This is a genomic window from Staphylococcus chromogenes, assembly GCF_029024625.1.
Classification (GTDB): domain Bacteria; phylum Bacillota; class Bacilli; order Staphylococcales; family Staphylococcaceae; genus Staphylococcus; species Staphylococcus chromogenes.
On the sequence record NZ_CP118953.1, the window covers coordinates 897,120 to 914,674 of the forward strand.

Genomic DNA, 17,555 nt, shown 5'->3' on the forward strand with positions numbered 1-17,555 from the left:
CTTTTTGTTTAATGCTATAATTTAATTGAAGATACATATTTCATAAAGGGGAGCGAATCAATATGTCAGTAAGAATTGAACACGATACATTCGGCGAAATTGAAGTACCTGCAGAAAAATACTGGGGTGCACAAACACAACGTAGTAAACAAAATTTTCCAGTAGGTAAAGAAAAAATGCCCATTGAGGTCATATATGGGTTTGCACAACTCAAACGTGGTGCAGCATTAGCAAATCACGAACTCGGCAAATTAAGCGATGCTAAAAAAGAAGCTATTGTTCATGCATGTGACCGCATTTTAAATGGGGAATTAGATGAACATTTCCCTCTTGTTGTTTGGCAAACAGGAAGCGGTACTCAAAGTAATATGAATGTAAATGAAGTCGTAAGTTACGTTGCGAATGACTATTTAAAATCTAAAGGAAGCGACGAACATATTCATCCAAATGATGATGTAAACAAATCTCAAAGTTCTAATGATACTTTTCCAACGGCGATGCATGTCGCACTATATCACGAAATTGAATCTAAATTAGAGCCAGCCCTTAAAGGATTACGCGATACATTTCATGAAAAAGAAACGGCATATAAAGACATTATTAAAATTGGTCGTACACACCTTCAAGATGCAACACCTATTACGTTAGGACAAGAAATCAGTGGTTGGCGTTATATGCTAGACGTGTGTGAATCGTTGTTAGCGGATTCTAAAAAACATATTTTAAACTTAGCTATTGGAGGCACAGCTGTAGGGACAGGTATCAATGCGCATCCTGAATTTGGTGATAAAGTTGCACATTACATTTCAGAAAATACAGGTTATCCATTTGTCTCTTCAGAAAATAAATTCCATGCATTAACAGCACATGATGAAGTCGTTCAATTACACGGATCTTTAAAAGCGTTAGCAGGAGACTTAATGAAAATTGCGAACGATATTCGTTGGTTAGCGTCGGGGCCACGCGCAGGTTTAGCCGAAATTAAGATTCCAGAAAATGAACCAGGTTCTTCAATTATGCCAGGTAAAGTTAATCCAACGCAATGTGAAATGTTAACGATGGTTGCCGTTCAAGTGATGGGAAATGATACGGTTGTAGGTATTTCAAGTTCTCAAGGTAACTTTGAATTAAATGTGTTTAAACCTGTTATTCTGCATAATACGTTACAATCGATTGATTTACTTGCTGATGGTATGAATACATTTAACAAAAACTGTGCTGTTGGTATTGAACCGATTGAGGAACATATTGATGACTATTTAAATCGCTCATTAATGCTCGTCACAGCATTAAACCCACACATTGGCTATGAAAATGCAGCTTCTATTGCTAAAAAAGCGCATAAAGAAGGGTTAACTTTAAAAGAAGCAGCCATTCAATCAGGTCACTTAACAGAGGAACAATTTGATGAATGGATTAAACCGGAAGACATGGTTCATCCAAAATAAGCAAGGAGGCTTTTCTTATCAATGGAAAGGAACGGATTAATTGATATCGGATCCAACACGATTCGATTAGTAATTTTTCAATTTCATCCTGATATCGGACTTAATGAAATACAAAACATCAAAACACCTGCAAGATTAAGTCAATATTTAGATAAAGATCAACGTATGTCAGAGGAAGGGATTGAAGTATTGACGGATGCTTTACACAGTTTTAAAAAAGTGGCTGATAAATTTGAAGTCGATCATTTATATCCTATTGCAACAGCGGCCATACGACAATCTACAAATCAAAAAGACATCATTAAACATGTAAAGAAAAAAGTTGGTATTGATATCATTATTATTCCAGAAGAAGATGAAGCCTTTTATGGGTCTTATGCCGTCACGCATACCACAGGTATTGACGATGGAATTACAGTTGATATCGGCGGTGGCTCAACAGAAGTGACCTATTTCGAAAAGCGTAAAATTAAAGAGGCAACGAGCTTTCCATTCGGTGTCGTGACTTTATCACGTATGTTTTTTGAAGGTAAAGATCACAATGACAAAGATGCCATAAAAAAAATGGAAAAATTTTTGAAAAATGAATTTAGCCAATTAGATTGGATTAAAGATAAAGATATTCATCTTGTGGGCATCGGAGGGTCGGCACGTAACTGTGCACGCATTCATCAGTCTTTACATCAATATCCTATTGCTGGTGTCCATGGATATACAATGAATCACGATGGATTAAAGGAAGTTTACCAATTATTGAAGAAAACATCCCGTGAGGATTTAACCAATTTAGATGGTTTAAGCCGTGACCGCGCAGATATTATTCTACCTGCCGTTGCTGTATTTAATGTTTTATATGAAATCATCGATGCGGATGCATTTACTTTTTCAAGGAAAGGGATTCGTGAAGGTTTCATTATGAATCAAATTGCGAATGCATATCCAGGAGAATTTTCGAAAAATCATGTACGCCAAGATGCGCTAAAACATCTTGCAAATGAATATCACATTGAACAAAGCGGTGCAAAACAACGTGTGAAACTTGCCTTATCATTATATAATCAAATTTTAAAATATAAAAAATTAGATATTGATGAACCATTAAAACAACTCTTCTTAGAAGCGGCATATCTCTATTATTTAGGCAAATTTATAGATTCTGACTCTAGTTCACAACATACGTATTACATTATTGCAAACTCTAGCATCAATGGTCTCACACATAAAGAACGTGTCACATTGGCATTACTCGCAAGTTTTAAAAATAAAACCCTTTTAAAATTTTATAGCGATGAGACAGGATGGTTTAATTCTGATGAAATGAATCATATTCAAGCACTAGGTGGGGTTGTCAAATTTGTTAACGCCATGAATATTTCAAACACGAACACCGTTAGTCAATTAACTTTATTAAAACAAAAAGAAGGGTTCCAACTAGATGTTTATTATCAAGGGGAACCTATTGCTGAAGCCTACCAAACACTACGCCAAAAGAAACACCTTGAAAAAGTTTTAAAAGACGAAGTTAAAATTAACTTTACAGAATCTTAAGCTTAGCTTTATGTTTATCGAAATATGGGTTGTGTTATTCTAAATTAAGCATAAAGGACCTTTGGGATCTATTAATGAGGTGAAAATTAAAAGTGACAAATACGAATAATCATTTAGACATCAATCACCCAAGTTATTATAACAATCGGGAAGTCAGTTGGTTGGATTTTAACTATCGTGTATTGCAAGAATCATGTGATAGTTCTAATCCACTATTAGAACAGCTTAATTTTATCGCGATTGGAAGTTCTAATTTAGATGAATTTTTCATGGTTCGCGTTGCAGGATTAAAAGATCAAGTGAAAATGGGGTTCGACAAACCAGAAAATAAAACACAAATGACCCCTCTTGAGCAGCTGTCAGCAATAGAAAAGAAAAATCGAAAAAATGTCGCATTTCAATATCAAAGATATAATGAACTTATTGAAGAGTTAAGAGATTATGATGTATTTTTAAGTCAACCTGATGACTTAAATGAATCTCTCATAGAACAGTTAGAGACTATTTTTCTAAATGAAATTTTGCCTACGTTAACACCGTTAGGCATTGATGCGTATCGTCCATTCCCAAAACTCAACAACAAAACATTGAATATATTTGTAGACATAGACACTGGTAATGAAATCAATTCGGCGATTGTGCAAATTCCTACATTGTTGAAGCGATTTATCTCTATTAATGAAGGAAATCATCATTATATAGTACTGATTGAAGATTTGATTACGTACTTTATGGGGCACTTATTTCAAGGGTATGAAATATTAAATACGTATACATTCAGAATTACTCGAAATGCTGACTTAACCATTCACGAAGATGGCGCAGAAGATTTGCTCATTGAAATAGAACGTTTTTTAAAGGAACGTAAGAGTGGTGCTGCCGTTAGATTAGAAATCGATAACCGTACACATCCTGAAAATAATTTAGATTGGCTTGTTGATATTTTAGAATTAGAACAAGAAGATGTTTATCTGACAGAAGGACCACTGGATCTCACAATGGTTTTTGAATTGGTCGATCATCTGTCTAATAAATTAAAAGACTTAAAATATCCACGCTATACACCACAAGTGCCGCAATCGTTGGGGAATAATAATATATTTGAATTGGCGATGAAAAGAGATATCTTTTTCCATCATCCATATGAATCTTTTGAGCCTATCGTTGATTTCATTCAAGAGGCTTCAGAAGATCCCAATACCATAGCTATAAAGCAAACATTGTACCGTGTAAGTAGCGATTCTCCAATTATTGAAGCGCTAAAAAATGCGGCAGAAAATGGAAAGCAAGTGACAGTTCTCGTTGAATTGAAAGCACGTTTTGACGAAGAAAATAATGTGCACTGGGCACGAATGTTAGAAGATGCGGGATGTCACGTCATGTATGGAATGACGCATTTAAAAACGCATAGTAAGATTACTTTGATTGTTAAACGTATAAATGGTCAATTAGTTCCATTCGTGCATTTAGGTACGGGGAACTACAACGATAAAACAGCCAAATTGTATACAGATATGGGCATCATCACAACGAATAGCGCTATCGGTAAAGACGCAATGAGTTTCTTTAATTATCTGAGTGGATACTCCATTAAACCAGATTATCAACAATTAAATGTATCTCCGTATGAAATTCGAGATTTATTTATTGAACGTATAGAGGAAGAAGTTCAAAGTCATTTGAAATATGGTAATGGTAAAATGATGATGAAAATGAACTCTTTGACGGATAAAGCATTAATCAAAAAATTATTTGAAGCTTCACAAGCAGGCGTTCAAATAAAATTAATTATTCGAGGAATTTGTTGTTTAAAACCGGGGATACCAGGAGTCAGCGAAAATATTGAAGTTGTCAGTATCGTTGGTCGACTTTTAGAACATTCTAGAATTTATTATTTCTATAATAACGGCAACGAAAAAGTGTATTTATCATCAGCAGATATGATGACGCGTAATATGATTAAACGTGTAGAAATTTTATTCCCAGTACTCAATCAAAAAATAGCAAAACGGTTAGTTTCTTATTTAGAGCTTCAACTCTCAGACAATCAAAAAGGACGATACCAAGATCGATATGGTGTTTATCACTATGTGCAAAATGACTTCCCTCCAATCAATTCTCAGGAAAAATTAATGGAGGAAGCTGTGGAATTTGGTTTGCATCTAAAAAAAGAAAATATTGTTGAAACCGGTCAACCCGTGCGTCCAAAATCGAATTGGGTGAACCGTTTTAAAAAGAAATTTAATAGAAGATAAAAAACATCTGTCATGCTTTTCGCGCATGACAGATGTTTTTATGATGGCACGTCATCTAGTGTGACATTAATTTCTTGTTGAAGAATAGGATGTTTAAACTGAACTTGATAACTTTCAAGTTGTAATTGACGTAACGTGGATTGACCATATAAAGGGTCTCCGATGACAGGATACCCTAACGAAGCCAAGTGAACTCTAATTTGATGTGTCCGCCCAGTATCTAATTTTAGTTGTACTTCACATACGCCTTCTTTTACCATTTTAGAGGCGATGACATGAGTAATTGCGCGTTGTCCAGTCGGTGAAATACGTCTTTTATTGGGATGAAACTTATCTTTTCCAATAGGTTGATCAATGGTTTGTGGTTTGAGAGGTAAAAGGCTCTTTACTTGCGCACGGTAAATTCGATGTATTTCATTCTCTTCTAACATACGGTCCAGTATCTTTTTGACAATAGGATCTTTAGCAACAATAAGTAATCCCACTGTTTCTTGGTCTAAACGATGAATAGGTTCCACGTAATCTTCATTTAATGTATAAATTAAATGATTCATCAATGTATTACTTTCTTTTAAATCATTCGGGTGTGTTTTTACGCCTTTAGGTTTATATGCCACAGCTAGATACTCATCTTCGTAGACCACTTGAGCATGACGATAACTAGGGACATACTGACTTTTGTCATGATAATCAGGAAGTACAACGTGATCATTTGTATAAATTATTGTGTTTAATGAAGCGGATTCATCGTTAATAATAATCTCTTTTGACATATTTAATAAATGCAATTCTTTTTTTGGTAATTTTAAAGATTTAAACATGTCTCGTAATGACATATCATTAAACGGTTCTGCTACTGTAAATTTCATAATAGCCTCCTTACCTCAATCATCATACCATATTTGTAGACTTAAATAACTAAAAAATTTGACGATCTTTGAGTTGAATCGGACAATTAATGGTTTATCGACGTGTGAGTAATATTCATCGCATTATTCAATATGATTAGTCAAATGATGATTTTGAAGTCGCTTGGATTCAAGTGTATACTAATATAGAAGTCGATAAATGGAGTGAAGAGTATGGAAAAACCAACACGACTTGCCTTATTGAAAGAAATTGCTGAATTTTTAAATGAAGAAACGGAATTGGAACCGATGTTGCATGGGGCACTTGAATCTTTAATTCAAGGGAGTGACTTTACGACCGGCTGGGTCTTTTTTATTGATGAGAATGGGGCCCACACGTTAGAAGCAGATGTCGCATTACCCAAAGCCTTAACGAATCACAATTGTAAATATATGACAGAGGGTTCATGTTGGTGTGTGCAATCCTACCATAACAAAAAACTAACAAAAGCTTCTAATATCATCAACTGTTCAAGAATCAACCTAGCGAGCCAAGAGTTTAAAGATGAGACTGAAGACATTACACATCATGCGACAGTTCCTTTAAGATCAGGCAATGAACAATTTGGTTTACTTAATGTCGCAACACCTCACACCCAACGCTATTCAGATGAAGATTTAGAATTGCTTGAATCAGTTGCGTTCCAAATTGGTTCTGCAATTAAACGCATTTATTTAACAAATCAAGAAAAAGAAGCGGCCCTTATCAATGAACGTAATCGACTGGCGCGGGATTTACATGATTCAGTAAATCAAATGTTGTTCTCTTTAAAATTGACTGCACATGCTGCAGGTCAAATTTCTCAAGAAGCAACCTCAAAAAAGGCCTTTCGCCAAATAGAACAAACAAGCCAAAATGCCGTGAATGAAATGAGGGCGCTCATATGGCAATTAAAGCCCGTGGGTTTAGAGCAAGGTTTAGTACATGCAATCAAGCAATATGCGAAATTAATTCATATCAATGTCGATATTAAAGTGCATGGTTTAATTGATTTAGACCGAAAAATCGAAACACATACGTATCGTATTATTCAAGAGGCGATGAATAATAGTAAAAAACACGCCAATGTGTCTATAGTATATGTCCATCTGAATCAAACGGATGACCAATTACAAGTTCAAATTTCTGATAAAGGTCAAGGATTTAATCCGTTACATCTTGATGAGCGAGGGCATCATGGTCTTTCACATATGAGACAACGTGTCGCACTAATGAATGGACATATCAATGTGCGCTCAAACTCAGGGGTTTGTATAGATTTAGATATTCCAATTCACCACAAAGGAAGTGATTAGATGAAACAAATTGCACTTGTAGATGATCATTATATTGTAAGACAAGGGTTAGAGTTTTTATTATCAACAAAAGAAGATATAGAGGTTGTGGGCAGTTATGGAAATGGCTATGATGTTTTAACAGCATTAAAAACATCCCAAATTGCTCCAGAGCTTATACTTGTTGATCTTGTCATGCCTGAGATGAATGGAATAGAATTGATTCATGAGCTGAAACAAAACTATCCCACGATTAAAGTATTAGTATTGACGAGCTATGTCGATGATGAACATGTTATGTCTGCCTTAGAAGAGGGAGCAGACGGGTACCAAATGAAAGATGTAGAAGCAGAACAATTGATCGATGCGATTGAACGTGTAATGGCAGGGGAGCGTGTGGTACATAAAGAAGCTGAAGCTGTAATGAACAATGTACAAAGTAAACCCCATCACTTAAACAAGCTCTCTAAACGAGAAACCGAAGTATTGAAAGAAATGGCGCAAGGTAAAACAAATAAAGAAATTGCTGCACAGTTGTTTGTCTCTGAAAAAACAGTTAAAACACATGTCAGTCATATTTTTAATAAATTAGAAGTATCCGATCGAACACAAGCAGCGATATATGCGATGGAAAATCATTTAATATAGGTAACATCACTATCTTACAAAACGTAAGGTAGTTTTTTTGTGCAAATGTTGAAAAATATTTAATGGTTATATTTTAGCAGTTAATTAAAAGGAGAGAGAATAAGCATTAGAAGGATAAAAAATTGGGTATCTAATATATAAATTATTGCATAATTAAAATAAAAGCAATTTAATTGATGAATAAAATAATAAGGTGTAACATGTCAGGAATAAAGTAAAAATAAGTGGAAAGTGTAACTTTAAATTTCACTTAATTAATGTCATTTTGGATATCTATTTTTTATAAATGGTGATAAGATGCATGAATGCCAAAAAAATTAGGGAATATTAAGGGAAAATATTGGAGGAACATATTTTGAAAAAAAAGATAAAACAAAAACATGCGATTCGTAAATATAAAGCGGGAGCTTCATCGGTATTGTTAGGCCTTTTCGTGTTTCTGGGATTAATGACGGAAGAAAAAGCGAAAGCGGCGGAAATCATCCCAGGTCAAAGTGAGATGACAAAGAAAAAAAACGAAGGTGCGACAAATAACGAAACTACTGGAAGTACAAACTCGAGTTCAAGCATGACAACGACAGACGCTGTCACAACTACTGAGGAAAGTTCTTCTAATGTCAATGAGTTGGCAACTGAAGCTGAGAACAATAAGCCTGTTCCATCCGAAGATCGTGTAGAAGCAAATTCTACGATAGACGCTCAAGTTTACACTAATACGAATGATTCTAACATAACGAATACTCAAACAAATACTAATGAGACATCTACTGAAATTAAACCCACAAATCAAACCACTACAAGTTATACAACTCAAGACATTCCTCAACAAAGAATTACACCATCGCAAAGCAGTGCATCCGCCACTCCTCAATCATCGGACATGTCACAACAAAAAATTGTACCCACGCCAGAAGATACGTTTTCATCAAGCCAAACATCAGCAGATAAGATTCAACAAACAGCATTAGACAACACCTCCTTAACAACACCAGAAACCACTCAAAGCCATTCAACAACTTCTATTTCTACAGGCAACGACATAACGCAAAATGTTCAAATTATTAAGTCAGAAATAGAAGGTAAAGACACAGTCAATCCTCATAACGCTGAACGTGTAACGTTGAAATATGATTGGCAATTTCCAAATGGTATGAAAGAAGGAGATTACTTTGATTTTTCAATCTCAAATAATGTGAATACCCATGGGATTTCATCTACACGAAAATTGCCTGAATTAAAAAATGGCTCTGTCGTCATGGCAACGGGGCAATTATTAGACGAGCATAATATTCGATATACATTTACAGATTATATTGACAATAAAGTAAATGTTGTTGGTTCATTAAGTTTGAATTTATTTATTGATCCTAAAGAAGTAACGACTGAAGGGAAGCAGACGATTACTTCACAATTAAATGGAAAAGCGACAACTAAAGATGTAAATATCGCTTACCTCAATGGCATTAATAATAGAGGTCTGAATATTAACGGTTCAATAGAATATATAAATAAAGAGACAAACACTTTTAAACATATTGCTTACGTAAATCCAATCAAAAATACCATTCAAAATCCAATAATAAATGGAAATGTGACAAGTGGTATACCCACAACTGGTCAGCCGACTGTGAAAGTATTTGAATATATAGGGCAATCCCCATTAAATCAAAGTGTTTATGCGGATACTTCTGATACGCAAAACTTTAAAGATGTCACTTCGACATTGACTGATAAACTCTCAATCACTAATGGTAGTTACACATTAGCTATGAATCAGCTTGATAAAACTTATATTATAACTTATGAAGGTCAATATATGAGTGAGGCGAATGAATTAAATTTCCTTACTCAGTTCGCAGGCTATCCATCAACATATCCTTATTACTATACAACAGTTAAATGGGAAAATGGTGTTGTATTCTATAAAAATAATGGAACAGGTCAAGGTACAGACCAGCCCCTTTTAGAATCCAATTTGATTAGCTTTACAGAAGATAGTGGTGACGGCGTGATCCGTGGTCAATATGAGGGGCCAATGGTAGAAGTTGAGGAAGACGAATACAATGAAACATTTGATTCTCAACCAGATGACGTTACAGGATTCAATCCAAATATTATTGAAGAACATGAAGACAGCGCCCCAATCGATTTTGAAGAAGACACAGGCACAGAAGAAATAACAGGTGCATATAATGGTGCGATGGAATTTGAAGAAGAGAGTAACTATATCGACTTTATTGAAGATACAACGCAAGAGGGAATGAGCGGCTCAAATACGAATGAAGTGATAGAAGAGGTAGAAGAAAATAACCTCGTAGAGTACGAAGAAGACACGACACCAGAAGGAATGAGTGGCTCAAATACGAATGAAGTGACGGAAGAAGTAGAAGAGAACAACCTTGTGGAATTTGAGGAAGGCACAACACCAGAAGGAATGAGTGGCTCGAATACAGGTGAAGCGACAGAAGAAGTAGAAGAGAACAACTTAGTTGAAACAGAAAGAACACTCGAACCTAAAGAAGATACACCTAGGGGTGGAGCGCCTACAATAAAATTGGATTTTAATTCTAAAATGAATCATTTTAACGCACCAAAAACAAATAAGGATGCATATGAGACACCATCAGAGCTTGAAAATAATCAAAAACAACCCCTGTTAAAAGAACAAACTTCTCCACAAAATGAGGATTCAAAAATTACAGAAGAAAATGAACTTACTGAAATAGTTCCTGAAAATCCAATAGTAGAAGAGGATACTGAAAATAAAATTAACCATTCTATAATTGAAGAGGATACTGAAAATAAATTAAACCACTCTATAGGTGAAGAGAATGAAACACCTTCTGAATCAAATATAAATGACGCTTATGTTGATAGTAATAAGAACCAAGACAGAAATACTAAAACGAAGCGAAATCAAAATAAATTAGAGAAGATTCCTCAAAATGAAATTAATCAAAATCATCAACCTAAAGAGACAATAATAAGTGAAAATCAACCGGAAATTGATGAGAATAACGATTCGAAAAAAACGAACACAACAACAACAACTTCTCAGGATGCTCCTAAGAAAGTTAAATCTGTGAATCCAATTAATAATGTGGCTAACAATAGTTATAATGCTGAGCATGATTCAAAATATACGTATACTAAAGTTTCTAAGGAAATGAATACTCAAGCAAATGAGGATAGATTTGGTTTAGAAGAAAAAGAGAAAACTTCTCAAAATACAACACAAGATAAGAAAGAATTACCAGAAACTGGAAATACATCAAAACCAACTGGCTTAATCGCTTTCTTCATGGCATTGACAGGATTAATGTTAGTCTTTAGAAAACGTAAAAAAGAAGACAAATAGAGATTGAAATATAAAAAAGGTACGACAGAATTTTAAATAGATTCTGAACGTACCTTTTTTTGATATAGATAAATCAATGAGGTAAAACCTTAAAATTCGGATGTATGCGGTTCGATATGAACAATGGTTTCTACTTCGCCTAAACGCTGTTGAAGTTGATGTTCAATGCGATCAGAAATTTCATGACTTTCAACAACATTTAATTTTGGGTTTACGGAAACAGTAACGTCAATGAATGACATAACGCCATGACTTCTTGCTTTAATATCTCTAATTTCATAAATGCCATCAATATGTGAAATAATACGATGAATATGGTCTAATTCCTCTTCATCATACCCATCAGTGAGAGTAATCGCTGTTTCTTTAAAAATATCAATACTCGTCTTCATAATGAGTAAACCGATAATAATGGCTGCAATTGTATCCAACATCGGAACACCCATATAAACTCCTAATACACCAATAACGGTTCCCACTGATACGAGTGCATCGGACAAATTATCATAGCTGGCTGCTTTTAACGTACTACTGTTCACTTTTTTAGAAATATTTCTATTGATAACAAACACAATAAACATGATGACTGCTGACAGGACGCCGACAATGACCGCTGAGTAACTAGGTTGTTGAAAAGTTCCTTCATAAAAGTGACGAATGCCCGTCGTAATAACTTGTATACTCACCGCAAACATAATAAATGATGCAATTAAGGAAGCGATAAATTCAGATCGATAATGTCCATAAGGGTGGTTCTTATCAACGGGCTTTTGAGAAATATACAATGCGATAAGGATTGCAACGGAACTGATAACATCAGTTGCATTATTTATCCCGTCAGCGGTGAGGCCGTGACTGTTTGCTAACCAACCATAGACTATTTTTAAAATAGTTAATGCGGTATAAGTCACGATACTTAAATAGGCTCCTTTTTTAGCCTGAGAAATTTTATATTCTATCTGCACTTAGAACACCTCAAAATTTAACGTTCTTTTATTATGCCTCTAAAATATTTCAAATGCTAGTACATTCAATTAAAAAAATGACTTCTATGTAATATTACCCTAATAGGAAGCGTTATCACAATGAACCTTAAGAGAATCATAAATTATCTAAAGCTATATTTAAAATATCTTAAATATAGAGTTTAGCACTATTTATTATTTATTTTTGGTGTTATGGTGTACCTAAGGAGTAAAAATTATAGAAAATTAATAATAACTTTTTTAAATGGAGGTAAATCGAATGAACAACAATGTCAAAACAACACATGGAATTCGAAAATACAAAATTGGAGTAGCGTCTGTCGTATTAGGGACAGTCATCTTTTTAGCAAACCATAGTTCAAGTGAGGTTAAAGCTGCAGAAGTTGATACTGTAGGACCAGACACACTACAACAAACAACCCAAGTCAACACAAATTTAAAAAATGAAAATTTAACTAAATCAGAGACTCCAGTACAAAGTAACCAACATCTGCAAAAGAACGTAGATTTAAAAACGAATGAAGGTATAGAGCGTCATCAAACTAAATCAATCGCACAACCAGTAAAACATGAAGCATCTCAAATGACACAAAATGAAGATATTCAAACAACTAAAGTTGCTAATGATGTTCAACCAACGATATCACCAAGATCTTCAAACCCTCAACCACAGATTCAAAAAGCATCGCCTATTTCTCAAGACACTATCAACAATACATTCAAGCATATTGCTTTCGTCAGTAACCTAAACAACCAAGTGAAAAGTGGGACGCTTATTGGCAACGTTCTTAGTCAACAAGTTAAGGCAGGTAACCCTATAGTAAAAATTTACGAAGCCATGGGTCATGGGTTGTTAAATCCGAGTGTATTTGCAGATACAACGAATACAAAAGCATTTAAAGATATTACACCTAAAATGGTAAATAATATTTATTACACAAACAATGGATATCAAATGGACATAGAAGATTTAAGCAAAAATTATGTCGTTGTCACTGAAGGAAAATATGCAAAAGATGCGCACCTATTAAAATATCAGACACAACTTATTGGTTATCCTAATATGTTTAGTGGCTACAGAACAGCACATATGGGTTGGACGAACGTACTAAAATTTTATAAAAATAATGCAGCTGGTTATGGCACTACAACTTCCAATTTAGATAAAGACGATTTCATTGTAAATGACGAAAAATCAAAAGAGATTTTAAAAGGTAAAGAAAATACACGAAAAACAGATTCATGGAATGACGGCAACATCAAAATTGTTGAGCCTAAAAAAGATCCATGGAACGACGGCAACATCAAAATCATTGAACCAAAGAAAGAAGCACCGAATGCAGATTCAGATGATTTTATCTTAAAAGATGAAGGCTTAAATAAAATTTTAAAAGGTGAACCAAAAGCGCCTAAAAAAGATCCATGGAACGACGGCAATATTAAAATCGTTGAGCCGAAAAAAGAACAACTTCAATCACCGAAAAAAGATCCGTGGAACGACGGCAACATCAAAATCATTGAACCAAAGAAAGAAACACCGAATGTAGATTCAGATGACTTTATCTTAAAAGATGAAGACTTAAAAAAAATTTTAAAAGGTGAACCAAAAGCGCCTAAAAAAGATCCATGGAATGATGGTAACATTAAAATCATTGAACCAAAGAAAGAAAAAGAGCAGCCTAAAAATGAAATGCCTCAACCAAATGGACCATCAGAAAAAGAAAACAAACCACAACCTAAAGATAAAATGGAAACTCCGAAACCCGAAGTTGAGAAAAAACAAGAAATGATACCGAAAAAAGAGCATTCTGGAGAAAAAACACCTAAAAACGAAACACCAAAAATTTTAGAACCAGAAGTGGAGAAAAAAGCACCACACATGGAGCGTCAGTCAGACACAAACCTACCAAAGGCGCATTTGGAATCAGAAATGCATCCTTCAATGAATAAACAATATGAAATGTACTCAAAAATGATGACGCCACAGAACACGCATAAAGAAAACAAACAGATGAAAAGTCAGGATTCTGAGCATAAAAACGACAAAATGTTACCAGAAACGGGACATGATTCATCTACGCAAACAACAGGGATTATAGGGGCATTTTTAACTATCTTTGGTTTAGCTACTTTGATAAAACGTCGTAAACATTCAAAACAGTAATCTATTAATTCGAATACTTCTCAAAAATTCCTCCTAACCAGTTTAGGGGGATTTGTTGTTAATGTCATACAATATCACCTTAAAATTCCATTTTACATTTTTTAGTATATATTTAACCTCAACCTTTTTTAGTTGACATATAACAAAATTTTTATTGCTCTTTTGCTAATTTTCAGATTATAATATCTTTATTGAGTAAAGGGGGATGAATATATGAAGTTTAAAGGACTTACAATGAAGATTGTAATTGCACTTATTTTAGGGATTTCAATCGGTTCGTTATTTAATTTCTTTGAAGGGGCTCAGTGGGTTTCATTCATCAATAAATATATTTTAAATGTAATTGGACAAATCTTTTTAAATTTAATCTTTATGCTTGTTGTGCCTGTTGTTTTTGTCTCAATAGTGCTAGGCGTAATTGGTGTAGGTGATCCGAAGTTGCTAGGTGGCATTGGATTAAAAACAATGGTTTTCTTCTTAACAACGACTGCGTTAGCGATTACACTTGCCATGATTTTAGCTTTAATTGTTAAACCAGGTGCAGGGCATTCGGATTTATTAAAAAGTGAAGAAGTAGCATCTTACCAAAAACAATTAGATAGTCAAAAATCAGGTGCTGACTCACCGATGAATCAAACATTTGATCAAACGTTAATTAATTTCTTCCCAAAAAATGCTGTACAAGCAATGACTGAAGGGAACATGCTTCAAATTATTACATTTGCCATCTTTATCGGTATTGGAATTATGATGGTTGGTGAAAAAGGAAAAATTGTACATAAATTCTTTGAACAATTTAATGAAGTCCTAATGTATATAATTTCCATGATTATGAACGTTTTTGCGCCAATTGGTACTTTTGGTTTAGTCGCGCATGCTTTTACAGAAGCAGGTTTTGGGGCAATACGACAACTCGGATTATACTTTATCGTCGTCTTAGCTGCGTTATTTATCCATTTCTTCGTTGTCTATGGAGGTGCTGTTAAATTTCTTGCACGTCGTAGTCCAATGGAATTTTTCAAAGGGTTTTTACCAGCGATTACAGTAGGATTTGGTGGATCAAGCTCAAACGCCGCATTACCAGTATCTATGGAATGTACGAAACGTTTGGGGGTTCGTCCTGAAATTGCAAGTTTCGTACAGCCTCTCGGAGCCACAATAAACATGGACGGTACAGCCATTATGCAGGGGGTGGCAACAATTTTTATCGCGCAGTTAATGGGTGCGGATTTAACGTTACTTCAATTGATTACTGTAGTAGCAATTGCGGTTATCGCATCGGTTGGAACAGCAGGTGTTCCTGGCGTGGGTCTCATTATGTTAGCAATGGTGTTAACAGCAGTAGGTTTGAACCCAGCGGCAATTGGTATCATCTTGGGTATTGACCGATTATTAGATATGACACGTACAGCGGTTAACATTACTGGGGATGCAGCGTGTGCATTAATTTTATCTGAACGTGAAGGACGTAAATTAAAAGGAAATATGCATGTTGAGTAAATAATGCGAAAGCCGAATCTCTCGTAAGCTCCTTATGAAGTAAACACTTTATAAGGAGCTTTTTGTTGTTTTTTATTTCTTCAAAGAATTAAACATCGATATTTTCTACAGATAACAAATCATTAATAAATTTTTCAAAATCACTTTTAGTGACGTTAAGGCGTAGGGAAATACCAGAGTCTGTTGCACAATTATTTAATCTTAATCCTGAATCCATATTGAGTAAAAGTGACAATTCCTCAGGTCCATATTCTATCAAAGTAAATGATAAATCAGGTTCAAAGAAATGAATTTCACTCACTGGTGGTGTGTAGTCAAACTTTTTCAATTGATTAATGTCATGACTAAATATCGCAAATTCATTGATGAGTTGTTGTTCTTCAAATTTTAATGTTGTGTCAATATAAAAAATTTGGTTCTGTTGCAAAGTTGATTTTATAACATAATTTTAACAAAAAGGAGTCTTCTGTATGAACTATTTCAGATATAAACAATTCGAGAAAGATGTCATCACTGTAGCCGTTGGCTACTACCTAAGATACGCATTGAGTTATCGTGATATATTTGAAATATTAAGAGAACGTGGTGTCAATGTTCATCATTCAACAGTCTATCGTTGGGTTCAAGAATATGCACCGATTTTGTATCAGATTTGGAAGAAAAAGCATAAAAAAGCTTATTATAAATGGCATATCGATGAGACATATATCAAAATTAAGGGCAAATGGTGCTATTTATATCGTGCGATTGATGCAAACGCCATACATTAGATATTTGGTTGCGTAAGCCAACGAGATAATCATGCGGCATATGCGTTTATTAAGCGTCTTATTAAGCAATTTGTCAAACCCAAAATAATAATTACAGATCAAGCACCTTCAACGAAGGCCGCAATGTCTAAACTAATCAAATATTTTAAACTCATCCCGTACTGTCATTGTACCTCTAAATATTTAAATAATCTCATTGAACAAGATCATCGTCATATCAAAGTAAGGAAAATAAGTTATCAAAGTATCAATACGCCAAAGAATAAGATTAAAGGCATTGAATGTATTTATGGATTATATAAAAAGAACCGCAGATCTCTTCAGATCTACGGGTTTTCGCCATGCCGTGAAATTAGCATCATGCTAGCAAGTTAATACGAAGTATTATTTTAAACATTAGTCTAGAGGTTTATTTTTTAACTTTGCAACATAATCTGATAGATTATATCAACTCAATAACGAAGATTAACTTTAACCGTTAAGAGAGCTATCTAACTCGTTTGGAGGCTAGATAGCTCTCTTTATTTGCGTCCATTTATGTAAGGCGCTGTATCTATTAGTTTTCGGGGCTTTTGTACGGTTTATGGGGTTAATAATAGGTTTCTGGTTTATTATTATTGTTTGAGTCTACACTGCGCACGGTGTAGACGTTATTTTTTTTGACCCTGGTATATTAAATATCTTAATTTGATAAC

11 protein-coding genes and 1 pseudogene are annotated in these 17,555 nt (G+C 34.4%); 9 read left to right on the plus strand and 3 right to left on the minus strand.

What is annotated here, in order from left to right; translation table 11 throughout:
- The first annotated feature begins 62 nt into the window (after window positions 1–62).
- The 3 genes from fumC (at window position 63) to PYW36_RS04390 (ending at window position 5,251) form a co-directional block, all read left to right on the plus strand.
- Window positions 63–1,448: a class II fumarate hydratase gene (gene fumC, locus PYW36_RS04380; RefSeq protein WP_037577233.1), complete on the plus strand. Its 1,386-nt coding sequence runs from the start codon at window positions 63–65 to the stop codon at window positions 1,446–1,448.
- Window positions 1,449–1,469: 21 nt separating this feature from the next.
- The gene (gene ppx / locus PYW36_RS04385) at window positions 1,470–2,996 is read left to right on the plus strand and encodes an exopolyphosphatase (protein WP_103159620.1); all 1,527 of its coding nucleotides are present in this window, start codon (window positions 1,470–1,472) and stop codon (window positions 2,994–2,996) included.
- A gap of 92 nt (window positions 2,997–3,088) precedes the next feature.
- Window positions 3,089–5,251: an RNA degradosome polyphosphate kinase gene (locus tag PYW36_RS04390; protein WP_037577230.1), complete on the plus strand. Its 2,163-nt coding sequence runs from the start codon at window positions 3,089–3,091 to the stop codon at window positions 5,249–5,251.
- Window positions 5,252–5,289: 38 nt separating this feature from the next.
- On the opposite strand, the gene PYW36_RS04395 is transcribed toward PYW36_RS04390, so the two are convergent.
- Window positions 5,290–6,120 carry an RluA family pseudouridine synthase gene (locus PYW36_RS04395; RefSeq protein WP_037577228.1) on the minus strand — a complete coding sequence of 277 codons (831 nt, stop codon included), beginning with the start codon at window positions 6,118–6,120 and terminating at the stop codon, window positions 5,290–5,292.
- A 213-nt stretch (window positions 6,121–6,333) separates the two neighbouring features.
- On the opposite strand from PYW36_RS04395, the gene PYW36_RS04400 reads away from it, so the two are divergent.
- From PYW36_RS04400 to PYW36_RS04410, 3 genes are all read left to right on the plus strand, one after another.
- Window positions 6,334–7,455: a GAF domain-containing sensor histidine kinase gene (locus PYW36_RS04400; protein WP_037577226.1), complete on the plus strand. Its 1,122-nt coding sequence runs from the start codon at window positions 6,334–6,336 to the stop codon at window positions 7,453–7,455.
- On the plus strand, window positions 7,456–8,082 hold the full coding sequence (locus PYW36_RS04405) for a response regulator (protein ID WP_037577223.1): 627 nt from the start codon (window positions 7,456–7,458) through the stop codon (window positions 8,080–8,082).
- Between the two features lie 355 nt (window positions 8,083–8,437).
- Window positions 8,438–11,440 carry a fibronectin-binding protein FnbA gene (locus PYW36_RS04410; protein ID WP_142382091.1) on the plus strand — a complete coding sequence of 1,001 codons (3,003 nt, stop codon included), beginning with the start codon at window positions 8,438–8,440 and terminating at the stop codon, window positions 11,438–11,440.
- A gap of 89 nt (window positions 11,441–11,529) precedes the next feature.
- On the opposite strand, the gene PYW36_RS04415 is transcribed toward PYW36_RS04410, so the two are convergent.
- Window positions 11,530–12,405, minus strand: a complete 876-nt coding sequence (locus tag PYW36_RS04415) for a cation diffusion facilitator family transporter (RefSeq protein WP_103159622.1) — start codon at window positions 12,403–12,405, stop codon at window positions 11,530–11,532.
- Between the two features lie 280 nt (window positions 12,406–12,685).
- Between PYW36_RS04415 and PYW36_RS04420 the strand changes: the two genes are divergently transcribed.
- Window positions 12,686–14,590: a YSIRK-type signal peptide-containing protein gene (locus PYW36_RS04420; RefSeq protein ID WP_172458433.1), complete on the plus strand. Its 1,905-nt coding sequence runs from the start codon at window positions 12,686–12,688 to the stop codon at window positions 14,588–14,590.
- A gap of 213 nt (window positions 14,591–14,803) precedes the next feature.
- The gene (locus PYW36_RS04425) at window positions 14,804–16,090 is read left to right on the plus strand and encodes a dicarboxylate/amino acid:cation symporter (RefSeq protein ID WP_103159588.1); all 1,287 of its coding nucleotides are present in this window, start codon (window positions 14,804–14,806) and stop codon (window positions 16,088–16,090) included.
- A gap of 88 nt (window positions 16,091–16,178) precedes the next feature.
- Here the strand turns inward: PYW36_RS04425 and PYW36_RS04430 are convergent, their stop codons facing one another.
- Window positions 16,179–16,517, minus strand: a complete 339-nt coding sequence (locus PYW36_RS04430) for a hypothetical protein (RefSeq protein WP_103159589.1) — start codon at window positions 16,515–16,517, stop codon at window positions 16,179–16,181.
- A gap of 43 nt (window positions 16,518–16,560) precedes the next feature.
- Here PYW36_RS04430 and PYW36_RS04435 point away from each other — a divergent pair.
- A pseudogene (locus PYW36_RS04435) lies at window positions 16,561–17,235 on the plus strand (IS6 family transposase).
- Window positions 17,236–17,555: the final 320 nt, after the last annotated feature.

Coding starts and splice junctions, on each gene's coding strand:
- PYW36_RS04400 (WP_037577226.1), top strand. CDS start 6,334: ATGGAAAAACCAACACGACTTGCCTTATTGAAAGAAATTGCTGAATTT.
- PYW36_RS04395 (WP_037577228.1), bottom strand. CDS start 6,120: ATGAAATTTACAGTAGCAGAACCGTTTAATGATATGTCATTACGAGAC.
- PYW36_RS04425 (WP_103159588.1), top strand. CDS start 14,804: ATGAAGTTTAAAGGACTTACAATGAAGATTGTAATTGCACTTATTTTA.
- fumC (WP_037577233.1), top strand. CDS start 63: ATGTCAGTAAGAATTGAACACGATACATTCGGCGAAATTGAAGTACCT.
- PYW36_RS04420 (WP_172458433.1), top strand. CDS start 12,686: ATGAACAACAATGTCAAAACAACACATGGAATTCGAAAATACAAAATT.
- ppx (WP_103159620.1), top strand. CDS start 1,470: ATGGAAAGGAACGGATTAATTGATATCGGATCCAACACGATTCGATTA.
- PYW36_RS04405 (WP_037577223.1), top strand. CDS start 7,456: ATGAAACAAATTGCACTTGTAGATGATCATTATATTGTAAGACAAGGG.